A 22,765-nucleotide genomic window follows, 5' to 3' on the forward strand; every position below is an offset into this window, starting at 1 on the left:
CAGCGCGATAGGGTTGTTTTGGGCTCACAGGCCTGCACCATAGCCGATCATCCCCCTATCCAGAAGAGGTAGCGCAACCTGCGCCTTTTGATCGATGCGAAGGTTCAAGGGAGCGTCTCCCATAGCCCGACAGCGGATAGGACCGGCCGATGGGATAGAGGATGCGCTCCTCTTTGCAGTCTCGGAAATATTGGGCCCAATCAGTAGCTTTGCTTATCCGAACAAGATCGGCACTAGGACCCAGAATTCAACGGGACCGGGCAGGGCGAGGTATATTTATGACCATCCAGACGCCGGGCATATCGCGGAGTACAAGCATGGCCCAACAACAAGTCGGTTGCCGCTTGTGCGGAACGCTTCTCAGGCACAGTTTTGTTGACCTGGGAATGTCCCCCCCATGCGAGAGCTTCATCACGGCCGAACAATGTGATCAAATGGAGCCCTATTATCCGCTCTATGCACTGGTCTGTGACCATTGTTATCTGGTGCAGCTGAAGGAATATTTCAGCCCTGCCGATATTTTTACCGAATATGCCTATTTTTCATCCTTTGCCACAAGCTGGGTCACTCATGCCAGAACCTATTGTGAGGAAATCACCGAAAAGCTCGATCTCAATGGGGATAGTTTCGTCGTCGAGATTGCCAGCAATGATGGCTATCTTCTGCAACACTTCATCCCGAAGGCCATCCCGATCCTCGGCATTGAACCTGCGGCAAATGTCGCGGAAGCGGCACGGGCAAAAGGAGTTCCCACATTGGTCGAATTCTTTGGCACGCGCCTTGCCGCGCAGATGAGTGCCGATGGAAAAAAAGCTGACCTGATCATCGGCAACAATGTTCTCGCCCAGGTTCCCGACCTCAATGACTTTGTGCGCGGGATGCAATTGCTGCTCAAGCCGGAAGGGGTCATCACCCTTGAGTTTCCGCATCTCGCCAATCTGATTGAACACAATCAGTTCGATACGATCTATCACGAACACTTCTCCTATTTCTCCTTGCTGACCATCCGCTATATGGCACACCGACACCACCTCAAGGTGATCGATGTGGAGGAGCTGCCTACCCATGGTGGTTCCCTTCGGGTCTATCTCGCCCACAATTCCAGCAAGCGAAAGGCCGGCCCCCGCGTTGCGGCTTTGCTCAAAAAAGAACAGGCCTTTGGTCTCAACGACATTGCGACCTATGAACAATTTTCGGAGAAAACTCGTCGGACCAAACGCGACCTGCTGTCATTTCTGATCGCAGCAAAAAATGCGGGCAAGCGCATCTGCGGCTATGGAGCGCCGGGCAAGGGTAATACCCTGCTCAATTATTGCGGTATCGGGACCGACTTTCTCGATTTCACGGTCGATCGCAATCCTTACAAGCACGGACGCTTTACGCCCGGAATGCATATTCCGATCTTTGACCCCTCGGTCATCGACAGTTTCAAACCCGATTATATTCTGATCCTGCCTTGGAACTTCAAGGAGGAAATCATCCGGCAGATGCAGCATGTAGTGGAATGGGGTGGCAAGTTCATCATACCGATTCCGCACGTGACCTTGATTGATCCTGCCTTGCTCACAGAGGAGCGCTAAGTCATGAAAGTGGTTCTTTTCTGCGGTGGTCTTGGTACCAGAATACGCGAATATTCCGAAAATGTGCCCAAGCCGATGATCCCACTGGGACATCAACCCATCCTCCATCACGTCATGGAATATTATTCTGACTATGGACATAATGATTTCGTCCTCTGTCTGGGCTACAAGGCCAATGTTGTCAAAGATTTCTTTCTCAACATCCGCCCCCAGACCTTCGCCGATTGCGTCGTCTCCGACGGCGGTCGCAATGTGCGCTTGCTCGAAGATGTCGACCGCGACTGGAGCGTCACGCTGCTCGATACGGGGATATGGCGCAATATTGGTGAACGATTGTGGAGTGCACGTGCCCATGTCCAGGGCGAGGATATGTTTCTTGCCAATTATAGTGATGGCTTGAGCGATGTCGATCTCGACGACATGAAACAGCGGTTCGAAAAAAGTGGGAAGCTTGCTTGCTTCCTGGCGGTTCGCCCGCCGCTCACCTATCACCTTGCCGATATTGCTGAAGATGGCGCGGTCCATGCGTTCCGGACCTCCAATACCTCGGATATCTGGATCAATGGCGGCTATTTCCTGTTTCGCAAGGAAATATTCGACTATATGCGCGAGGGCGAGGAACTGGTACTCGAACCGTTCACACGCCTGATCGCCGACAATCAGCTGATGGCCTACAAGTATGAGGGCTTCTGGCGGTCGATGGACACATTGCGTGACTGGCAGACACTGGAGGACATGGTCGAAAAGGGCGATATGCCCTGGAAAAAGCATCGGACACAGATGCAGGCCGCAAATATCGCGATTGCGTTATGATCGATCTCTTGCGTCTTTCGGAGCGAAAAATACCGCTGAAGCTTCTCTGTTTGGGCGCACATTCAGACGATATTGAAATCGGCTGTGGCGGCACTGTCCTGAGCCTGATTGCAACCGGAGTGCCGCTGGATATTGAATGGTGTGTTTTGTCGGGTAATGAAGTTAGACAGGCAGAAGCACTGGCTGCTGCGCGTGGCTTTACCAGTGGAGCACATCGCTGTTTTATTCAGCAGGCTCATTTTGAGGACAGCTATTTCCCAGCTCACGCCCGGCAGATCAAAGCCTGGCTGATGGCCCTGCGCGACCGCTTCACACCGGACCTCATCTTCACGCATGGCGGCGGGGATGCCCATCAGGATCATCGGACCGTTCAGGAACTGACCTGGAACGTGTTTCGCGATCAGCTTGTGCTGGAATATGAAATTCCCAAGTGGGATGGAGACCTCGGACAACCCAACAGCTATGTCGCGCTGAGCGCAGATATCCTCGATAAGAAAATCAAACTGCTCATGCAGCATTTCAGCTCTCAGCGTTCCAAGGACTGGTTTGACCCTGAGACATTTCGCGCGATTGCCCGTCTTCGCGGCATGGAATGCCGCGCCCCCGATCGCTTCGCGGAGGGCTTTCATACGCGCAAACTGCGACTTCTCTAACGCATCATGGCTGCAATTCTCAGCTTCCGATATTCGCAGCGGTACAATCAGTGATGTATCGGGTCGGACTTTGTGCGCCTGAAGATCAGTTCACCAATCGGGATGGCGGAGGTGGCTGCGGGTGAGGGGGCATTGCAGACATGCAAGCTTCGCGGCGTTTGCAAAAGCTTGAAATCATGGATGAGGCTACCGGTGCTGGAAACAGCCTGCGCCCGGATGCCGGCTCGATAGGGAAGCAGATCATCCAGCTCGAGCGATGGACAGTATTTTCTGCATTTTTCAAGATAGCTTGATTTGAACAGACTGTCCCTGATTTCCTCTGCACCAGAAGCAAGATGCTGCCGCATCACCTTCCAGAAGCCCGAAAATCCAATATAGGTGGCAATATCCCGCATGCTGGTGGAAAATTTGCCATAGCCTTCACGGGAAAGTCCCAAGACCGCATTCGGTCCCACCGTCAAACTGCCATCAATCATCGGCGTCAGATGGATTCCGAGAAATGGCATTGCGGGATCAGGCACCGGATAGATCATGCGCTCGACAAGCCTGTTCAGTTGCGGACGCAACGCATAATATTCGCCGCGAAACGGTATGATCTGAAAATCCACACTCAAGCCCGACTGCCGTGCCAGCCGGTCGGCCTGCAGTCCGGCGCAGGCGATCGCATAGCGGCTTTCCAGAATGCCCTGATCGGTATGAATGCGAACACAATCAGCGCGCTCCTCAAGCGATGTGACACGCATGCCCAGCTTGATCGTGCCACCGCCTTGCTCGATCAAAGCGCCCATCGTTGTCGAGATCGCCTGATAATCGACAATACCACTTTGCTCAACAAACAGTGCCTTGAGGCCGCTGATCGAGGGTTCCATTTCCTTCAGCTGATCCCGCTCAACCATTCGACATTGAATGGCATTCGCTGCCGCGTTTTCCTGTAGCGCTTGCAGGCGTTGCAATTCAAGCGGACTGGTCGCCACCACCAGTTTGCCGGGCGTGCGGTAAACAATTCCGTACTGATCACAAAACGCCTTGGTGGCTCGCTCCCCGGCGCGGCAGAGTTCCGCCTTCAGGCTTCCAGGCTGGTAATAAATGCCCGCGTGAATGACGCCGCTATTATGACCGGTCTGATGTCCGGCAAGACGCTCTTCCTTCTCGAGCAGCAGAACACGGGCGTCCGGCTCACCGCGGGATATCGCCCAGGCTGTTACCAGCCCGACGATCCCGCCTCCCACAATGCAGTAGTCGAACATGATCGCGCTCAATGAGTTATTATTCTAGCTAATAGTAGTTGCATGGGCGATTTTCGGGGTCAATCAGCCTTTGGGAGACAGCGATGCGCCTTTGGTTGATAAGGATCGCCTGGCACAAAACAACAGTGCCACTCCGGTGATCGACGCTGTTTGAATTCGGTCACTTCGAAATGCTGTGCGAGATGGGTCTGTCGGTATCATGAACCGTTCCGCTGCAGAAATTAAGTTGCCGCTCAATACATTCAAATCCGAATGCCGAAGCTGATTTCACAAGGCTGAGGATGTCTTGATCGCCGGGAATGCAATGCGGTGCCGTCCGCCACACAAATTGCGGCTTGCTTTCGTCGTCGGGACCGGTGCAGGAAAGAGATGGCCATTGGCCACACCCGACCATCATCAATATCTGTATCGATCAGGAGGGGCGCGCCTTGGTCGCCAACAAGAACCAGCTTTCGGATCTCGCTGTCTTCCTGATGATCGTTCGCCACCGCAGCTTTCGCAAGGCGGCAGATCAGCTTGATGTCTCGGTCTCCGCGCTCAGTCACCGCATGAAGGCGCTGGAAAGCCATCTTGGAATACGTCTCCTCAACCGCACCAGCCGCAGTGTGGCACCCACCGCGGCTGGTGCGGTGCTGGCTGAAAAAGTCGCTGCAGGACTCGATATCATCAATAGCGGCCTCGAAGAGTTACAGGGGCAGTTCAGCGGCATCGCCGCAAGTGTGCGCATCAATGTGCTCAAGGATGCCGTGCCGCTGTTGCTGCAGTCGGTCCTTCCGGTATTCTGCGAGCGCTACCCTAATATTGAATTGGAAATCGCCGCAGAGGATAACTTTCTGGACGTCACGGCCGAGGGCTTTGATGCCGGGCTGAGATATGCCGGATCCATCCCGGAAGACATGATCGCAGTGCCTGTCAGCACGACGCTCAACTGGGTGGCTGTGGCATCGCCCGGCTATCTTGCCCGCGCCGGCCATCCCGAACACCCGGGTGATCTCATGAATCACGCCTGCATCCGCATCAGAACCGGGCGCGGGCAGATTTACCATTGGGAGTTTGATCGTGGCGACGCCCATCTCAAGATCGATGTACCTGGCTCACTGATATCCGGATCCACCGATATTTCCATCGCAGCAGCGCTGTCAGGTGCCGGCATTGCCTATTGCCTTGAAAAACTCGCCGAACCCTATGTGGCGGCAGGGCGCTTGAAGATCCTGATGCCGGAATGGGCCTCTCCCGGACCACCGCTGAGCTTCTATTATTCAAGTCGTCGCCAATTGCCCTATGGATTGCAGATGCTGATCAAGACCATACGGGAACTGCAACCGCTTCATCGTTGAGGAGAACTAAACGATCCATTGAATTTGCGGTGATTGATTCAACCATTCGAGGCGGGTATTGCTTGAAGGTGACAGGGCAGCCAGCCCGCAGGAATGAAACGGAGAGCACATGTATATCCCTGATGCGCAGCGCTATGAAGCTGTCGACTATCGCGCAACCGGACGCTGGGGTTTGAAACTGCCACCGATCTCGCTGGGTCTCTGGCAGAATTTCGGTGGCGCAGATGTGTTTGAAACCGGCCGCGCGATTATCCGGCGGGCATTTGATCGCGGCGTCACTCATTTCGATCTCGCCAATAATTACGGTCCCCCCTTTGGCTCGGCCGAAGAGAATTTCGGCACCGTGCTCAAGAAAGATTTTCGCGACCATCGTGATGAGCTGGTGATTTCGACAAAGGCCGGCTGGGATATGTGGTCCGGTCCCTATGGTCGCGGCGGCTCGCGCAAGCACGTGCTGGCATCGCTTGATCAGAGCCTTGCGCGCATGGGGTTGGATTACGTCGATATTTTCTACTCGCACCGTCCGACCAATGATGTCCCGCTCGAGGAAACCGTGAGTGCTCTGGTGCAGATGGTTCGCCAGGGCAAGGCACTTTATATCGGTGTTTCCTCCTATAATCCTCAGCGCACACGCGAAATCGAAGCATTGTTACGCGCAGAAGGCGTGCCGCTGCTGATCCATCAGCCGTCCTACTCGATGCTCAACCGCTGGGTGGAAGGTGAACTCCTCGCAACACTCGATGATCTGGGAACCGGTTGCATTGCGTTCTCGCCCTTGGCACAGGGTCTCCTGACATCAAAATATCTTGGCGGTGTCCCCACCGATGCACGCGTATCAAAGGGCGGGTCGTTTAACGAACGACTGCTGAGCGAAGACAATCTTGCGCGGGTGCGAGAACTCAACAAGATCGCGCAAAGCAGAGGCCAATCTCTGGCACAGATGGCGATTGCCTGGGTGCTACGGGACCCGCGTGTAACCTCCGCTCTCATCGGAGCGCGCACGGTCGCGCAGCTTGATGACTCGCTCGATGCGCTCAACCACCTGGCATTCTCTGACGAAGAACTCAAGGAGATCGACCGTCATGCCGGTGAAGGAAGCATCGACCTGTGGCGTGATGTGATGCAGCAGAACTAAGAAAAAAGCCCTCTTGTTGTTGGCATTCAAGAGGGCTTGTTTCACTCAGGATCCGGAGCGCAGTTTCTCGCCGCTGCGAAAATCGTGGTAGATATCCTCGCGTGTTTGCGGGACGGCTGAGATGCCGCGTTTCCGCTTGGAAGCCACAGTCTGATTAATCTGAACGGTACCCCGTTCAAAAGCCAGGGCGCAACCCGCCAGATACAACACCCATAGGCGCGCCTTCGCATAGCCGACTTCAGCGACCGCCTGTTCGAAATTGGCGCTGAGCCGCTCACACCATAGTCGACAGGTGCGGCCATAATGTTCACGCAGATTTTCAGCATCGTGAACTTCGAAGCCGTGCCCTTCCAAATTCTCGATCGTCATGCCCAGATGATCCAGTTCCCCACCGGGGAAAATATATTTCACCAATGCGAGATGCTCGGCACTCTTGCGATTGAAGGCTTTCTTATTCCGCTTCATGCGACGGGTGATGGCGTGGTGCATATAAAGACCACCCGGCCGCAATAACCTGTTCACGGCCGTAAAATAGGTGTCGTAGTTTTCAATGCCAACATGCTCGAACATGCCCACCGACGAAATCTTGTCGAACTGATCATTAAGTTCAGCATAGGACTTGACGTGGATGGTGATCCTGTCTTCAAGACCTGCGGCCCGAATGCGCTCGCGCGCCAATGCCGTCTGCGCTTCCGACAGAGAGACACCCGTTCCCACAACGCCATAGTTTTGCGCAGCATAGATAAGCAAAGCGCCCCAGCCGCAACCAATATCGAGCAGACGATCGCCGGGCTGAAGTCGCAGCTTGCGGCAGATGAGCTCGAGCTTGTCCTGTTGTGCCTGGTCAATGTCATTGGCCCAGTCGGTGAAGTAGCCACATGTGTAGACCATGCGCTCGTCAAGGAACAATTGGTAGAAGGCATTAGAGACGTCATAGTGATGGGTGATCGCCTCCTTGTTGGAGCCGCTGACAAAAGGTGCTTTACCAACCACTGCCGACCGCGCGGCTGATTTTCCAGCAAAAACAAGCGCCGGCAGGTCCTTCAACAACTGCCATTTTGGCAATTCCTTGATGCGCTGCTTGAGTTTTCCGTCAATCTTCGCATTGGCCAGATCAAAAATAGTGCCACTCCTGACATCGACACGGCCCGAAACCCAGATGTCGATCAGGGAATCGTAATTTGGCTTGAGGAGAAGTTGTCGAACGATCGTCGGATCATTGATAACCAAGGCAGCCCCATCGAAATTGCCGATGCGCGTCCCGTCCCACAATTCAATATTGAACTGTGGACGGATGGTCTCGATCACGGTTTTGATGATCCGCACCGACCTGGATTGAGCAACCATTCATCGCCTCTTTCATCTTTTAAGCCAAAGGCTGTAAAATTAAATCGATGCACAATGCTTAGAAGATTTTTTCACAACTTCAACGCGTTGATGGATTCTAACGATAAATAAGCGCCGCCGCGCCGTCATTCCCGGCTCAATTTTTCGCGAGGCTGCACGCCCGTAGCGTTCTCACACGGCTGATCTGCAATCATGCTGCTGTAAAATCGATCGTGCTTAAAGAAGTGCGCGCCCGGCTTCCGCGACAATCGTTTTGGTCAACAGCGACAGTCGGTCTGCCGCGAGCCGGTTGATCTGCCAGTACAAAGGCGTATCCAGCGTTTGAGCGGGAAGAAGCTCCACGAGCCGTCCCGTCGCCAGATGATCCTTGACCAGATGAACAGGATTCATGCCCCAGCCCATTCCCATCAGGCATGCATCGACAAATCCGTGGCTGGAGGGGAGCCAGTGGAGAGGCCCCTGCACGTCTTCGCCCAAGGTTTGTTTGATCCAGCTCGATTGCAGACGGTCCTTCTGATTGAATGTCAACGAAGGGGCTGCGGCGAGCGCTTTGGCCGTCACGCCCGCAGGAAAATTACGCGCCACAAATTCTGGGCTGGCTGTTGCATGGTATCGCAGTTTACCAAGGGAAAGGCGCTTGCAGCCGGCTATCGGCTTTTCTGCGCTTGTAACGGCGCCAATAACCTGGCCGCGTGCGAGCCAATCTGCGGTAAACTCCTGATCATCTGTTGAAATCTTTAAAAGATAATCCGATGTCTTTGTGAATGCGGCAGCGGCTGTGAGAAACCAGGTCGCCAGACTATCGGCATTGGCGGCGATGTGGAGCGTGACCTGCTGGCAGGCGTCGGTTTCACGGGCAAGGGAAGGCAGGTTTTTGAAAAGCTCGGTTTCAAGAATGCCGACATTTTCCATGTGTCTGCAAAGCCATTCGCCCTTTTCTGTTGCAACACAGGGGGTCGCCCGGATCACAAGCGTCGTTCCGACACGTTCTTCAAGCTGCCTGATGCGCTGGGAGACCGCCGACGGTGTGACATTCAACAGCTGAGCGGCGCGTTCGAAGCTGCCGCAGTGAACGATGGTTTGCAAAACCCGCAGCGCGGCATAGTCGATCATGGGTTAGTTGCCCTTAACTTGCATTAGGATATTTAATTAGGCTAAAGCAATTCCGGCGTCTATGGCATTCTCGATTTGTTTTCGAAAGAGATGCACCGATGGATCCAGCAATCTACATCACGGGCCTGTCCGTTGGGCTCAGTCTGATTATCGCCATTGGAGCACAAAATGCCTTTGTGCTGCGCCAAGGCATTCGCCGGCAACATGTCTTCGCTGTCAGTCTTACCTGCGCGCTTTCCGATGCCGTGCTGATTGTCATCGGTGTCACCAGCTTCCAGAAAATCGTCACGCTTCTGCCCTTTGTGGATCCCGTCATGCGCTATGGCGGTGCGGCCTTTCTGATCTGGTATGGGCTCAAGAGTTTTTACGCGGCACTTCGTTCATCAGGCGCATTGGACGTTGAACAGGCGACGGCAACCAGTTTCACCAGAACCATTGCCATGTGTCTGGCGCTGACCTGGCTCAATCCGCATGTCTATCTGGATACTGTTGTCTTGCTCGGAACAATTTCGACACGGTTCCCGGGGCAGCAGTTCGAATTTGCGGCCGGTGCTGTCACCGGCTCATTTCTGTTCTTTTTCACGCTCGGCTATGGAGCCGTCTGGCTGCGACCGATCTTTGCCCGCCCGCATGCCTGGCGCATTCTTGAAGCAATCATCGGCTTCGTGATGTGGTTCATCGCCTTCAAACTGCTGCGCGGTCTTTGATAAGACAATGACAAATTCGCCATACTGCTTGGCGATAAGGCCGATGGGTTGCTGGTTTGCCCCTCATATCGGCGGGGTCGGTGGTTGGCACATCTGCAAATCGCGCAGGCATGAAACGGCTGTGCTGATGTCTTACCCGAAGACGCATGCGGCCGCACACTGCACCGGTCTTGTTACGACCGGTTGCAGATCGGCCTTTCCATGTCTAGGTCAACAGCGTTTTCGTTCCAAATAGCAGCATGGATGCGGGCTCACGCATGCTGTAAGCCACCTTCAAGGCCAGGATGAGAGAGGATCATAGGCCGTTTTTTGGCTTTTTAAGAGCAGCAGAGAGCTTTGCAGAGAGCGCGACGTCATTGATGGGTTTGCGCACCACATCAATCTGTCTGAGGCTTTCGGGAATAGAGGAATGATCACTATAACCGGTCATGAAAATGAAGGGTATCCCCAATGCCGTGAGCTGTTCTGCAACTGTCTCCGAGGTGATCGAACCAAGGTTGAAATCAAGAATTGCCACTTGCGGCCGGAATGTCAGCAACATTTGCAGTGCTTCCTCTGGATCACCGGCAAGCCGGACATCCTCAGCACCCATCGACCGCAACGTGTCCTCCACATCCATCGCAATCAGACTTTGGTCTTCGACAACCAGAATGGATGCATGATCAAGCGGCAAGAGCGCGGGTGCCTGCATCGCTTTAACATCGGGCTGCTCAATATCTGCAGCTGCGACTGAGCTCGCCGGAATCACAAAAGTGGCAAACAACCCTGTCGATCGGTGCTCAATGTGTACCTTGCCGCGCAGATCGTATTCGAAAGAACTTCTGATGAGCTTTGTGCCAAATCCGGTGCGTGTCGGTTGCACGACAACCGGCCCACCGGTTTCAAGCCAGCTGATTTCGCATTCTCCCGTGGGCAAGAGTTTCCAGTGAATGCGCAATTGACCCAGCGGCGTGGAAAGCGCGCCATATTTGGCAGCATTGGTCATCATCTCGTGTATCACAAGCGAAAGGACACCATAGGCCCGTTGATCGAGACCAAGAGGCGGGCCTTCTATGATCACTTTGTCCGGAGCTGCATTATCGCGATAAAGATCAGCTTCGGTTTCAACCAAAGTGCCAATCAGGCCGCTCTTTGAGCCATCGAGTGATTGATCATGCGCCGAGGCGAGCGCGCGAAGCCGCCCTTCCAGAGTTTGCCCGTAGTCTTCAACACTCTGAGCACCCATCCCGGTCTGTCGGGCGATGGATTTGACAAGCGACAGGATATTTTTAACCCGGTGATTGAGTTCTGCATTTAAGATACGGCGGCGCTGATCGGTGCGAATGCGTTCCTTTTCCGAAATCTCGCTCTGCCGAAGGATGACATCGCGCAAATAGGTGGCAATGGCGCGGGCTACCGACAGATCGACCTCAGTCCACGGCGTGGATTGCCCGCGCACATCTTCGCGCCAGGTCTCAAAACTGCCGCGCGGTGTCAGCCGCTCCCCAAACGGTGTTAACACAACGGTCTTGGCCGGCTCACCAGCCCACTCGACCTGATGTGCCTCCTCGTTGCGGAACAGAACAAGATATTCCCCAAAGGTGACGGACAGCGGAATGGCGATCATTCCGGCAACATTTGCGATAGGGTGGTCAAGATGGCTTCCCAGATGCGCAGTCGACCAGACATCACCGGGGGCTTGCTTCTTGGCAATCTCTAACAGCGCGCGGGTGGTCTGCTCATCCAGTGCATCCCCCGTCTGAAACCAGTGATCATTCATCCACAGCGCTGCGCCATGGCTGGAGACAAGCTTGGCAAATTCCGGCAATTGCGCGATCAGATCGTCACGCATCGAGTTGTTTGTGCTCAACCGAGACACAAGTTCATCAAGTTTGGTCCGCACCTCGGCTGCGGCCCGGAGTGTCGCTCTGCGCTCGCAGGCGGCTATGTGCAAGGAGAAATACTGCCCAAACAGTTCAGCGCCAATGCGCAAAGGCAATGGGGTCACTTTGGGCGTGTCATGATGACAGGCAATCAGGCCCCAGAGCGCCCCATCAACAATAATCGATATCGAAAGTGAAGCCGCTACACCCATATTGTTGAGATACTGGCAATGAATTGGCGAAACGCTGCGCAATTGCGCAAAAGACATGTCGACCGGATCCGCACCCACTTCGAGCGCTGGTATGAGCTCCACAGGACGCGAGGCCGTATCCGAGATCATTCTTATCGTATTGCTGATATAGAGTTTCCGCGCTTGCACCGGTATGTCGCTTGCAGGAAAATGTTGTCCGAGAAAGCTGCCAAGTGCGGATGATTTCGCTTCGGCTATGACGCGACCCGCGCCATTGTGCAAAAAGCGATAAACCATCACCCGGTCATATCCGAGCATGGCCCGGACAAGTTTTGCCGCAACCGAAGCAGCCCGTTCGACGCTGTCTTCCCGGCCAAGGCGATGGATGACGGATCGGGTCAGATCGAGCGCCTGCCTTGCGGTCTGGCCACGATCCGGGCAGCGTTCAAACTCGACAAATGTCTTGCCCTGATGCGTGTGAACCATTGCATCAAAAAGACCCGCAACGCCCGGCAACCGGAATCCGATGATGATCGAAGACAGGCCTGGCTCGCGCGCCTTGGCGGCCGCATTGCGAAAATCATGGGCATTTTTTTCGCCAACAATCAAAGAAATGTCCATGCCAGGGATCAAATCACCCTGATAACCCGTTAGGGAAGGGACGTTGGATGAGGCATACATCAAACGCTGACGGAACGGATCAATCACCAGCATTGCACCATGTGACTGAATTGAGCCCGGAATGTGGATAGGTTCTCGATCGCAATTGGTTAGATTGACAGGCTCGGATATGGACATTTCAGACGGCACACTTTCTCACAAAGACAATGAGGAACAATGTTTATTGGCGGGGAAGAAGGTGGGAGTGACGGGTTTCAATCGCGGCAACTGTGTCGTCCAGTCTGCTTCTACTCGTCTTGAAATATTCCAGGGATCAGCAATTTCAGATTTTCCAATCAGTTATCGATGTTATGTCTAAAAGTAACATAGGCGGAGGTTATCGTCTGTCCACTAATGGACGCTCTGCATGAAATAGGGATGGATTTCAATGAATGTTCAGGCGCTGCAAGATTTCTCCGACAATCTTCTTTTGATGATGTTGAGCGAGAGTGACCGTCAAAAGCTAGCCCCTCACACCATGATATTCGAGCTTGATGCCTTAACCATCCTGCATAAAGCAGGTGATGATGTCGTCCATACCTGGTTTCCCTGCGGTCCGGCGATGGCCAGTTTTCAGCGCTGGGTCGATGATGACAATCCAGCCGTAGAAATCGCGCTGATTGGCCGGGAAGGTGCGATCGGTGGCATCGTTTCCAATGGCAGTCTGCCAGCCTATGCCACCGCTTTGGTGCGCAATCCGGGTCGCTTCTATCGTATCAAAACCGCAGCGCTTGAACAGGTGAAGACGGAATCCATTGCTTTGCGGCACTGGTTTGCCCGCTATTCCGACTGTCTGATGGCTCAGGTGTTTCAGACCGCCGCCTGCAATGCCACCCATACAATCACCCAACGCACCGCCAAATGGTTGCTGGCAGCGGCCGCACGAACCAGTTCCGATCATTTTGAACTGACCCATGATCAACTCTCGGAAATGCTCGGTGTCGGCAGGACATTCGTCACACGCACCATCGGCCAGTTGCGCGCTGAAGGCGTTATCTCCACCGGCAGGGGCGTGGTCACAATCCAAGACGAGACGGCATTGCGAAAGAAATCCTGCAATTGTACCGCCGCAATTGAAGAGCATTACGACGCGGTCATGCACGGAATATATTGAAGGATTCAAACGGTTTCAGATTTCAAGGAGTAGATTTTCGAATGGATCAACAGATGACGAATGCGTTTACCGCTGTGCCTAGCGGACTTGGACAATTATGGGCTCTGGCAATTCAATATGGTCTCTCTTTACTGGGTGCCATTATCCTGCTGGTCGGTGGCTGGCTGATCGCCCGTTTTCTCAGTGGCTGGGCCTATCGGGGTCTGTCGAATGTACGTGGCATCGACGAGACGCTGGCGCGCTTTTTCTCACGCGTTCTACATTATGCCCTGCTGTTGCTGGTGCTGGTGATGGTTCTCGGCCAGTTCGGCGTTCAGACAGCCTCTATCATCGCGGCGCTGGGTGCTGCAGGTCTGGCGATAGGACTGGCATTGCAAGGAACACTGCAGAATATCGCTGCCGGCATCATGTTGCTGGTGCTACGGCCATTCCGGGTCGGCGAATATATCGAGACTGCCTCGGTAAAAGGTACGATTTCCGAAGTCGGTCTGTTTGCGACCGAACTTAAAACTGAAGACGGACTTTATCTGATGGCGCCCAATTCCACTTTGTGGAACACGCCGATCACCAATTTCAGCCGCGAAGCACAGCGTCGCCAGTTGTTATCCATTGCTGTTGCTGCAGATAGCGATATCCAATCCGTAAAACAGACCGTCGCGCAGATCATAAAATCCGATCAGCGGGTTAGTAGCAACCCCGCTCCGCGCGTCATGTCAGACGATCTCACCGCCGACAAAATTACCTTGCGCATCGAATATTGGGCAAGCTCGCGCGATTTTTATCAGACCAGGAATGATATCATTGATACCCTGAAGGCCGGCCTGAGCGACAACGCTATCACCCTGCGCTGACCCTGAGCTGAAAGCAGGGCAGGCGTTCTCGCTTGATGCAAATTGGTCCTGGCATGATTGTGCCAGGACTGCCTGGCTTGGCAGCGAGCAAATGGGCCGCTCGTCTATCGTCTCTGTTCCCCTCCTCCTGTCGCCAGATAATGACGCAATCTGGGAACCATGAAATCGAGAAAGATCCGGACCCGATGTGGCAAGCGTTCGCCGCCCATGAACACGGCGTGTAAATCCTCCGTATCGCCGCTCGTCTCCTCTGTCAGGATTTCAACCAGGGCACCGGATTTCAGCTCATGACGGATATGATATTCGCCCAATTGTGCAATGCCCATTCCCAATACCGCCATTCGCCTCACCGTCTCGCCATTATTGGCAAGCAGGCGCTGGTCGGTCACGCTATCCAGCGTCCGACGACTATTGCGCAATGCAGAAACTTGGGTTGAGCGTCGGAAATTGAAACCGAGACATTGATGAGCGCCCAATTCCCGGAGGGTCGCGGGCGTGCCATGTCTTTCCAGATAATGGGGGGAGGCGACGATCCTGCGCCGCGCGGTTCCCAGCTTGGTGGCAGTCAGAGAAGAGTCGCCCAGAACGCCGATGCGAAAGGCGACATCGGTCCGGTCGAGATAGAGATCGATCACTTCGTCCGATAATGACAGATCCACGACGATATTGGGGTGCAGCCGCCAGAATTCAGGCAGCAATGGCTCGACTGCGACGGTCGCAAAACCGACCGATGATGTAATGCGAACAAGACCGCCTGTGCCCCGTCCACCGCGCGAGACGTCGCGCTCGATATCGTCGAGGTCTGCAAGCAATCCCTGGCCGCGCTCGTAATATCGGCGCCCCTCAGCCGTCAGGGAAAGACTGCGGGTGGATCGTTCCAGAAGCCGAACGCCCAATCGCGCCTCAAGACGGCTAATCAACTTTGACACAGACGAGGGCGCCATATGCAGCTGCCGCGCCGCCTCGGAGAAATTTCCGGTGTCGACAACACGTAAGAACACATCCATCTCTCCAGCACGATTATCCATCTGCATCACCTATGAAATCAATTCATAAAACATATGCTTTGTAGTTGCATTGTCAATTCTGCCCTGCCGATCTATCTCGGAGCAGGGTTCACTTTCTCGCGCCGTCGGGCGCCCAAAAATCAATCATCGAGGTTTAAAATGGTAGGAAGCCGGTTTAACTGGCCGTTGCTGGCACTGGCGACGGGCGCTTTCGCGATTGGCGTCACTGAATTCGCACCGATGGGCATGCTGCCGGTCATCGCCGTAGGCGTGGACGTGTCGATTCCCTCTGCAGGTCTGCTGGTCAGCGCCTATGCGGTCGGTGTCATGATTGGTGCACCCGTTATGACGCTTGTGTTTTCGCGTTTTGGCAAGCGTTCAGCACTGATTGCCCTGATGGTGATCTTCACTTTGGGCAATATCATATCTGCCTTGGCGCCGGGCTATTGGACGCTGCTGTTTGCACGTGTGATCACCAGCTTGAACCACGGTGCCTATTTCGGTCTTGGTGCCGTGGTCGCCGCCGGCCTCGTCGCCCCGGAAAAGCGGGCAAGAGCGGTCGCTGCCATGTTCATGGGACTGACCATCGCCAATGTCGGCGGGGTGCCAGTTGCCACCTGGATCGGTCAGCACATCGGCTGGCGTGAAGCATTCGGCGGGACAGCGCTGCTGGGTCTCCTGACCATTGCCGGACTGGCTGCGGCCTTGCCAAAGGGCCAGGCTAGCCAGAGGCCAGACATCCGCCGCGAGTTGCAGGTAATGCGCCGTCCGGATGTCGTGCTGCCGATGCTGACAACGGTGCTGGGTGCCAGTGCAATGTTCGTCCTCTACACCTATGTCACACCGATCCTCAAGGCCGAGACCGGCGCCTCCGATAATTTCGTGACGCTGTCGCTTGTTCTGATCGGGTTGGGTTTTACAATTGGCAACTATATCGGCGGCCGCGCTGCTGACTGGTCGCTGAATGGCGCAGCAATTCTCTTTCTCGCGCTTTTATCCGCCGTGATGCTTCTGTCACCGCTCCTATTGGTGAATTCACTTTCCGCAAGCATCACGCTCGTCATCTGGGGTGTCGCCGCATTTGCAATCGTTCCTCCTCTGCAAATGCGGGTCATGCAGGCGGCTTCCGAGGCGCCCGGACTTGCCTCATCCATCAATATCGGAGCGTTCAATCTTGGCAACGCCATCGGTGCAACCATTGGTGGTGCGGTGATCAAGGCAGGTGTGAGTTACGCCTTTGTGCCTGTTGCAGGCGGTGTGACTGCTTTGCTCGCTCTGGGTCTGGTCGTTCTTGGGCGCCGCCAGATGCAGCCGCAACCCTGCTAGAGGAAGGCTGAGGCGTGGCGCGTGGAACCCGCGCGCTTGCCACCCTTCCTTCAGATATCAGAGCTCTGCAAGAGTTCTGATCGCGTCAGACGTGCTCACAAAACCGTTTCGCAATTCCATTGGAGACGGCAGATCTTCGATGGTCAAGCGGCGTGGCAGCAAACGGAACTTGGAAGGTCTGAAGGCTGCTCGACACTCATTTGGTGGTGTAGCCACCATTGACGAGGATGGTCTGACCCGTCATCCACCAGCCATCCGAGACCATGAAACGGATATAGGGCACGATATCCGCAATGTCGGTCAGGCCGGTCTTGGAGAAGTTCGAGAGCGCCGCCGCAGTTTTGTGGTAAGCCACCGCATCAGCGCCTTCTGCAGGATAGAAAAATGGCGTATCCATCGGACCCGGTCCGATCGCTGTGACTGAGATCCCGCGATCGCCAAATTCCTTGGCAGCTGCCCGGGTAAAGTGTTCGACCGGTGCCTTGGTGCCGGCATAGCCAGCATAAAAGGGCGTGAAGGCGCCAAGCAGGGATGTGACGATCGTGACAAGTTTTCCATTATCCTGAAGATGACGCCCCGCCTCCTTGATGAAGAAAAAGGCCGCCTTGGCATTGATTGCGCTCAGGGCATCATAGTCGGCTTCCGTGATCTCAAGGATCGGCTTTTTCAATACCTTGCCCACCGTATTGATGGCGATATCGGGCCTGCCAATCGCTGAAATAGTCTCCGCAAAAAGCGTCTCAACGGCTGCAGCTGTGCGCAGATCGCCCTGAAGAGCCACTGCGTTGGCACCGCATGCTTTGATTGCCGCCACAGTTTGCTGCGCCTCAGACATTGCGGAAGCATCATGATAGTGAATGGCGATAGCCTTGGCGCCCTGGCTTGCGAGATCGCGTGCGATCAGCCCGCCAAGATTCTTTGCGCCGCCGGCGATGAGAACTGTTTTTCCCTCAATGCTGTGATCAATCATCGTTCATTTCTCCAGATAAAAGGCGGTAACCTGCATGCGTCGCAGTTGCCCGAACAAGGTATCGTCTGGAAATGGAAGATAAAGCACCGTAATCTGACAAGACTTGTCAGAGAATCTGCACAATAGGGAATGGGAGCCGCTTTGGATCGGATTGATCTGTTTCGCATTTTTATCCGCGTGGTCGATTGCGCCAGTTTCACACGCGCTGCAGCGACATTGGGTGTGCCGCGCTCATCCGTATCGGCTGCGGTGCGCGAGCTGGAAATCCGGATCGGCACAAGGCTCCTGCACCGGACAACCAGACATGTTTCCACAACCCATGATGGTCTGGCCTTTTATGAGCGCTGCCAACGCGTCATTGCTGATGTCGAGGAGACCGAAAATCTCTTTCGTCAAGTCCGCTCGCAGCCGTCAGGCAAGATCCGTATCGATGTTCCCGGTCGAATAGGCCGTCTCATCATTGCGCCTGCTCTTGCGGATTTTCTTGATCGTTACAGGGATATCGATGTCGAGCTCGGGGTAAGCGACCGTGCAATCAATCTGGTCGAAGACAATGTCGACTGCGTGCTGCGCGTGGGCCCGCTCGCCGACTCCGGGCTGATTGCTCGTCCGCTCGGCCACCTTCCTTTGATCAATGTCGCAGCACCCGACTATCTTTCGCGCTATGGAATGCCTTGCGTGCCAGATGACCTTCAGCATCATTGGGCTGTAAACTACGCATCGCCCAGCAACGGGCGCGTCGAAGATTGGGAATGGGTTGATGAAACCGGGCTGCACCATATTCCGATGAGGGGGCGCGTGACTGTGAACAGCGCTGAAGCTTACATCGCCTGTTGTCTGGCCGGGCTCGGACTGATCCAAATCCCGGCCTATGATGTGAAGAACCACTTGGCTTCAAAGGAACTTTTGGAAGTCATGCCGGCATTTCAGGCAGCACCCATGCCCATGACCTTGCTCTATCCGCATCGGCAGCATCTTTCGCGGCGACTTCATGTGTTTATTGAATGGCTGGAAACCGTTCTGCAAAAAGAGCTTGCCTGATCAGTTTTTAAAAAAAGATCAATCCGGTAGTCCAAGGTAAGGGTTGGAGAGCAGCGTGTAGACGCCTGAAAGTTCGTCCTGGTCCAAGGCGCCGTCCTGGTTGATGTCAAGTCTTGCAAAAAGTTCGCGGTGGCTAAGATTTGGCCGATTGGGCCAGTGATACGGGAAAAAGCCGCTGACGCGCTTGAATTCACGTTCAGAAATCTGCCCATTTCCATTGCGATCGTACTGAGCAAAAAAATGCTGCCAGTCGATGCTGGCGGGTTCACAGGCTAGACAAGAACCGATGCCTGCCCAAAAAATCAAAAAAGCCAGCGTGCGCATCTCAACCAATCCTTTCGCATGGTCGCCCGCAGAACGCGCGGCAAGGTGATTTCCAGACGGGCCGGTAGGAACTGTCACCACGAAAAATTGCGACAGCGCAACAATCCATTCGAAGACCTTGAAACAGCACTTTGAACATCAGTCGTGTCGGGTTGTGAGCGGGAGTGTCACTCGAAACGACGCGCCGCCGCTTGCGCTCTCGCCAACCGTTACCGAGCCATGATGGCGAGCGACGATCTGCTTGACCAGATTAAGTCCCAGACCGGCGCCACGATCGGTTAATTGCACGCGATGGAACGGCTCGAAAATGCGTTCACGTTCCCCGTCTGGAACCCCGTTGCCCTCATCCGATACTTCGATGGCGCCTGGATCACTGGCTTTCACCCAGATTGTTCCTTGTCTGCCGGCATGCTGGATCGCGTTCTGAACGAGGTTTGTTAAAACCCGTTGCAGAGCACCTTCGTCTCCCATGACGCTCGAACGGTTATCACTTGCAAGCAAAGCCAGCTGATATCCGCCAGCGATGGCGATCGGAGCGAGATCTGCGACCACTGTTTCGCACAAGCATGTCAGATCGACCGGCTTGAACGTCGTCGTCGCTTTATCAATGCGCTGCAGATCAAGCAGCTGCTCGGAAAGGGCGGATATCCGCGCCGCATCGGCGAGCACACGGGTTCGGAAATCGCTTTCCGGCATGCCCTCGATCCGGGTCTGCAGGATCGCAACCGGCGTTCTCAACTCATGCGCTGCATCAAGGATAAATCTTTGCTGTCGCTCATAGCCTTCATCCAGGCGCCGCAATGCTCTGTTGATTGCTTCCACAAGCGGGCGAACTTCAGCCGGGACGCCCTGATCGGACAAACGCATGCCGCGACTGTCGATATCGATCAGCTCCGCCTGTGCCGCCACATTTGATATGTCCGCAAACCCACGCTTGACGATGAACGGAATGGCAAACACCGTAATCAGCGCAAGCACGCCCAGAATAGGAATAGTGAGCAGGTTTGAAAGGACGACCACGACAAATGTCATGCTCAGCAAATTCCCTTTGCCCATGATCGTCAAATGTCCGGCCGTGCCTTTGACGTTTCGGATGACGGCGGAGAGAAAATAAGAATTCAGATTGTCACGAATATCAGCGAAAGTGATGCGATCAAGAATATCACCAAAATCCTGGTAAAGCGCAGGCACCGGCCCGTATTGTACCACTTCTCCTTTATCACTCCGGGCAACGAACCAAAGATCGGGCGCAGATTCACGCATGGCTATCAGCTCCGACGTTTCGACGATCGCAAGCTTTCCAGCATCGTCCCGGATGATGGCCCGCGCTGCGATTTCGGTGATTTCAGGGTCAACCAGGGCGCCGCCATCCTTCGCGCCTATCAGATAGGCGACAAAAGCAAGCACAAAGAGGATCAGAAACCCCGCCTGGAACAGCAGCAATTGCCAGATCAGCCTTCGGCGCAAGGAGTTGCGTTGAAAGCGGATCATTGCAGCGCCCGCAACAGATAGCCAACACCACGGATGCCGTGAATCTCGACGCCTGCCTTTGCCTCGCTCAGTTTCTTTCGCAAACGTGAAATATGAGAATCCAACGCATTGGACTGGATTTCGTCATCGAAGCTGTAGACGGCTTCTTCAAGAACGCGTCTTAACACCGTTCTTCCCTGCCGGCGCATCAGCGATTCCAAAACCAGCAATTCGCGCCGTGGCAAGTCCAGAGTCTGACCCTGAACCCGCGCCTCTCGATCACCAGGCAAATAGACCAGATCGCCGACACTTAGAACCAGAGGCGCAATGACCGGTGGTCGTCGCAGAAGCGCGCGCAAACGCGCCACCAGTTCTTCGACAGCGAACGGTTTTCCCAGATAGTCGTCCGCGCCCTGATCCAAACCGGCGACCCGTTCCTCCATCGCACTGCGGGCGGTCACCACGATGACCGGAATATTGTAGGATTTCTTGCGAAGGTAGCTTAAAAGATTCAAACCATCCTCACTGGCCAGCTGACGATCAAGCACAATGACATCATGGACATGGTCATCCACCGCGTTCTCGGCGCTTTCCAGATCGGTGACGTGATCGACAATCATATCATAACGCGCCAAAGCCACGCGGAGCGCTTCCGCCATCTGTATTTCATCTTCGACCAGCAACAGGCGCACGCAATAGTCCTCAATCGTTTCGCTTCTACGGTTTGCTCGGCGTGGATTGCAGGAAGATTACGCCCATTTATTGCCTGGGGAATAGATCAGATCTTCTCCGGCCTGGGCCGTGTCAGTGGTCGTCAGCGGGCGCTGCATTTCGCTTGCGCCCCGGATAATGCCAATGCTTGCGTCGACAATCGGGTCCGAGCCTATCTTGTTCGGGCTTCCGTCATGGCACATTCTACGATGCGAGATAGCTGACTGTCACGCCACGCTGGCGAAAATAAGCCTGAAGAAGCTTGCGGCCCGAACGATTACTCTGGACCAGTTTGCCTGGGTCGAGAACAACTTCTTTCGTGCCTGCCTGCGCCATTGCGGCCTTCAGGCTGGCAATATGGAGATCAATATCCACGTTATCCGCCGCAAGTGATTCATAAATCCGCTGTGTTGCTGCTTCGATCGCGTTATCGGTCATGATCAGTTTCCTTGTCCTTGTGTTCGATACAATCTTTGGCCAGGTCATTACCCTGCCGAAAAATCTGCTCTTGGTCAGCCGCCAATCTGCACGCTCTTTAACAGACTGAGGCTTGAACCTGTTAGGGCAAAGCCGTCTGGTCATCAATGCTCGTTTCATGCGTGAAACTGACAAGCGACTAAGTGAACGACAGTGCGGAGTAAACGCCAGGGCCTCGTGCGCTGCCATTGCGTTCGAGAGTTGCGCCAACACATTCCGACCGTTTCTGTTTCATGTATTTAATTGGCACGTAGCCGTAGAATTTTTGCCCTGGAAAGGCTCTGTCCAAAAACAGGAATTAGACATGTTGCGTCCCGTCATATCGACGCGCTTTCGTTGCGTCCCGCAGGAATCAGCCCATCTTGCTGCTTAATGTTTGGTAAAGTTGCCTGGTTTTGTCTGTGGAAAGAAACTTTGTATTTTTTTATGAATGAACGTTGACAGATTTGTTGAGTGGGGTCTATATGGCGCTCACCGAGGGCGGCGATCGTCGCAAGCGACAGAATGTTTCGTCCTTGGAGTTGAGTTAGGCGATTAAGATTTCGGTTTTGATTGTTTGGTTTGGCGGCGTTGGCGAGGTGAAAGCTTTGTTGATGTATTGAGGAAGGAACGGTTGATAAGGCTGTGAATTTCTTGAAAAAAATGGGTTGACACGGTTTGCACTGTGGATTAGATACCCGGCACCGCAGAGACGGAGCGAGACGAGATTGAGAGTTTGGGCCGAAAGGTTCTGATGACTGAGATTGGGTCGCGGAGTTAAGCGGGTGAGTTTTCGACGGTTTTGAGGCTGTCTGTTCTTTGACAATTTTATACAGAAGAAAGAGAAACG

21 protein-coding genes are annotated in these 22,765 nt (G+C 54.4%); 10 read left to right on the top strand and 11 right to left on the bottom strand.

Annotated elements, in window-relative coordinates; all coding sequences use genetic code 11:
* The first annotated feature begins 278 nt into the window (after positions 1–278).
* Genes CEV34_RS15370 through CEV34_RS15380 form a run of 3 tightly spaced genes read left to right on the top strand, consistent with a single transcriptional unit; the run spans position 279 to position 3,046 of the window.
* Positions 279–1,580, top strand: coding sequence for a class I SAM-dependent methyltransferase (locus tag CEV34_RS15370; protein ID WP_007880557.1), 1,302 nt, complete (start codon positions 279–281; stop codon positions 1,578–1,580).
* Positions 1,581–1,583: 3 nt separating this feature from the next.
* Positions 1,584–2,393 (top strand): sugar phosphate nucleotidyltransferase, encoded by an 810-nt coding sequence (locus tag CEV34_RS15375; RefSeq protein WP_007880555.1) that lies wholly within the window; start codon positions 1,584–1,586, stop codon positions 2,391–2,393.
* Positions 2,390–3,046, top strand: coding sequence for a PIG-L deacetylase family protein (locus CEV34_RS15380; RefSeq protein WP_094543905.1), 657 nt, complete (start codon positions 2,390–2,392; stop codon positions 3,044–3,046). The genes CEV34_RS15375 and CEV34_RS15380 overlap by 4 nt, the downstream gene beginning before the upstream one ends.
* 47 nt (positions 3,047–3,093) lie before the next feature.
* Here CEV34_RS15380 and lhgO read toward each other — a convergent pair whose 3' ends face one another.
* A complete protein-coding gene (gene lhgO, locus CEV34_RS15385) occupies positions 3,094–4,293 on the bottom strand; it encodes an L-2-hydroxyglutarate oxidase (RefSeq protein ID WP_210199574.1) in 1,200 nt (399 codons plus the stop codon).
* A 356-nt stretch (positions 4,294–4,649) separates the two neighbouring features.
* Between lhgO and CEV34_RS15390 the strand changes: the two genes are divergently transcribed.
* A complete protein-coding gene (locus CEV34_RS15390; RefSeq protein WP_231194233.1) occupies positions 4,650–5,630 on the top strand; it encodes a LysR family transcriptional regulator in 981 nt (326 codons plus the stop codon).
* Between the two features lie 109 nt (positions 5,631–5,739).
* On the top strand, positions 5,740–6,765 hold the full coding sequence (gene mgrA, locus CEV34_RS15395; RefSeq protein WP_064322784.1) for an L-glyceraldehyde 3-phosphate reductase: 1,026 nt from the start codon (positions 5,740–5,742) through the stop codon (positions 6,763–6,765).
* A 45-nt stretch (positions 6,766–6,810) separates the two neighbouring features.
* On the opposite strand, the gene CEV34_RS15400 is transcribed toward mgrA, so the two are convergent.
* The gene (locus tag CEV34_RS15400; protein ID WP_094543906.1) at positions 6,811–8,112 is read right to left on the bottom strand and encodes an SAM-dependent methyltransferase; all 1,302 of its coding nucleotides are present in this window, start codon (positions 8,110–8,112) and stop codon (positions 6,811–6,813) included.
* Between the two features lie 216 nt (positions 8,113–8,328).
* Positions 8,329–9,225, bottom strand: coding sequence for a LysR family transcriptional regulator ArgP (locus tag CEV34_RS15405; RefSeq protein WP_094543907.1), 897 nt, complete (start codon positions 9,223–9,225; stop codon positions 8,329–8,331).
* 98 nt (positions 9,226–9,323) lie between these two features.
* Here CEV34_RS15405 and CEV34_RS15410 point away from each other — a divergent pair, with 98 nt between their 5' ends.
* Positions 9,324–9,932 (top strand): LysE/ArgO family amino acid transporter, encoded by a 609-nt coding sequence (locus tag CEV34_RS15410; protein ID WP_094543908.1) that lies wholly within the window; start codon positions 9,324–9,326, stop codon positions 9,930–9,932.
* Between the two features lie 295 nt (positions 9,933–10,227).
* Here CEV34_RS15410 and CEV34_RS15415 read toward each other — a convergent pair whose 3' ends face one another.
* Positions 10,228–12,783 carry an HWE histidine kinase domain-containing protein gene (locus tag CEV34_RS15415; protein WP_094543909.1) on the bottom strand — a complete coding sequence of 852 codons (2,556 nt, stop codon included), beginning with the start codon at positions 12,781–12,783 and terminating at the stop codon, positions 10,228–10,230.
* A 250-nt stretch (positions 12,784–13,033) separates the two neighbouring features.
* Between CEV34_RS15415 and CEV34_RS15420 the strand changes: the two genes are divergently transcribed.
* Positions 13,034–13,759 (top strand): Crp/Fnr family transcriptional regulator, encoded by a 726-nt coding sequence (locus tag CEV34_RS15420; RefSeq protein ID WP_007880540.1) that lies wholly within the window; start codon positions 13,034–13,036, stop codon positions 13,757–13,759.
* Positions 13,760–13,800: 41 nt separating this feature from the next.
* A complete protein-coding gene (locus tag CEV34_RS15425; RefSeq protein WP_007880539.1) occupies positions 13,801–14,610 on the top strand; it encodes a mechanosensitive ion channel family protein in 810 nt (269 codons plus the stop codon).
* A 104-nt stretch (positions 14,611–14,714) separates the two neighbouring features.
* Here CEV34_RS15425 and CEV34_RS15430 read toward each other — a convergent pair whose 3' ends face one another.
* Complete coding sequence (locus CEV34_RS15430; protein ID WP_094543915.1) at positions 14,715–15,638, bottom strand: LysR family transcriptional regulator; 924 nt, start codon at positions 15,636–15,638, stop codon at positions 14,715–14,717.
* Between the two features lie 138 nt (positions 15,639–15,776).
* On the opposite strand from CEV34_RS15430, the gene CEV34_RS15435 reads away from it, so the two are divergent.
* Positions 15,777–16,943: an MFS transporter gene (locus CEV34_RS15435; protein WP_094543910.1), complete on the top strand. Its 1,167-nt coding sequence runs from the start codon at positions 15,777–15,779 to the stop codon at positions 16,941–16,943.
* A 196-nt stretch (positions 16,944–17,139) separates the two neighbouring features.
* Here the strand turns inward: CEV34_RS15435 and CEV34_RS15440 are convergent, their stop codons facing one another.
* The gene (locus CEV34_RS15440) at positions 17,140–17,913 is read right to left on the bottom strand and encodes an SDR family oxidoreductase (protein WP_007880533.1); all 774 of its coding nucleotides are present in this window, start codon (positions 17,911–17,913) and stop codon (positions 17,140–17,142) included.
* Positions 17,914–18,054: 141 nt separating this feature from the next.
* On the opposite strand from CEV34_RS15440, the gene CEV34_RS15445 reads away from it, so the two are divergent.
* Positions 18,055–18,954 (top strand): LysR family transcriptional regulator, encoded by a 900-nt coding sequence (locus tag CEV34_RS15445; RefSeq protein ID WP_007880531.1) that lies wholly within the window; start codon positions 18,055–18,057, stop codon positions 18,952–18,954.
* Positions 18,955–18,972: 18 nt separating this feature from the next.
* On the opposite strand, the gene CEV34_RS15450 is transcribed toward CEV34_RS15445, so the two are convergent.
* The 5 genes from CEV34_RS15450 to CEV34_RS27220 all read right to left on the bottom strand — a co-directional run.
* Positions 18,973–19,278 carry an EF-hand domain-containing protein gene (locus CEV34_RS15450; protein WP_007880529.1) on the bottom strand — a complete coding sequence of 102 codons (306 nt, stop codon included), beginning with the start codon at positions 19,276–19,278 and terminating at the stop codon, positions 18,973–18,975.
* Positions 19,279–19,416: 138 nt separating this feature from the next.
* Positions 19,417–20,769 carry a sensor histidine kinase gene (locus tag CEV34_RS15455; RefSeq protein WP_094543911.1) on the bottom strand — a complete coding sequence of 451 codons (1,353 nt, stop codon included), beginning with the start codon at positions 20,767–20,769 and terminating at the stop codon, positions 19,417–19,419.
* A complete protein-coding gene (locus CEV34_RS15460; RefSeq protein WP_094543912.1) occupies positions 20,766–21,440 on the bottom strand; it encodes a response regulator transcription factor in 675 nt (224 codons plus the stop codon). Before CEV34_RS15460 ends, CEV34_RS15455 begins: the two co-directional genes overlap by 4 nt.
* A gap of 223 nt (positions 21,441–21,663) precedes the next feature.
* Entirely contained in the window at positions 21,664–21,897 is a 234-nt protein-coding gene (locus CEV34_RS15465) for a hypothetical protein (RefSeq protein WP_094543913.1), read from the bottom strand.
* 356 nt (positions 21,898–22,253) lie between these two features.
* The coding region (locus tag CEV34_RS27220; RefSeq protein ID WP_210199575.1) for a hypothetical protein at positions 22,254–22,765 on the bottom strand (512 nt) is incomplete at its 5' end.

Source organism: Brucella pseudogrignonensis (assembly GCF_002252525.1).
In the GTDB taxonomy this organism is placed as follows: domain Bacteria; phylum Pseudomonadota; class Alphaproteobacteria; order Rhizobiales; family Rhizobiaceae; genus Brucella; species Brucella pseudogrignonensis.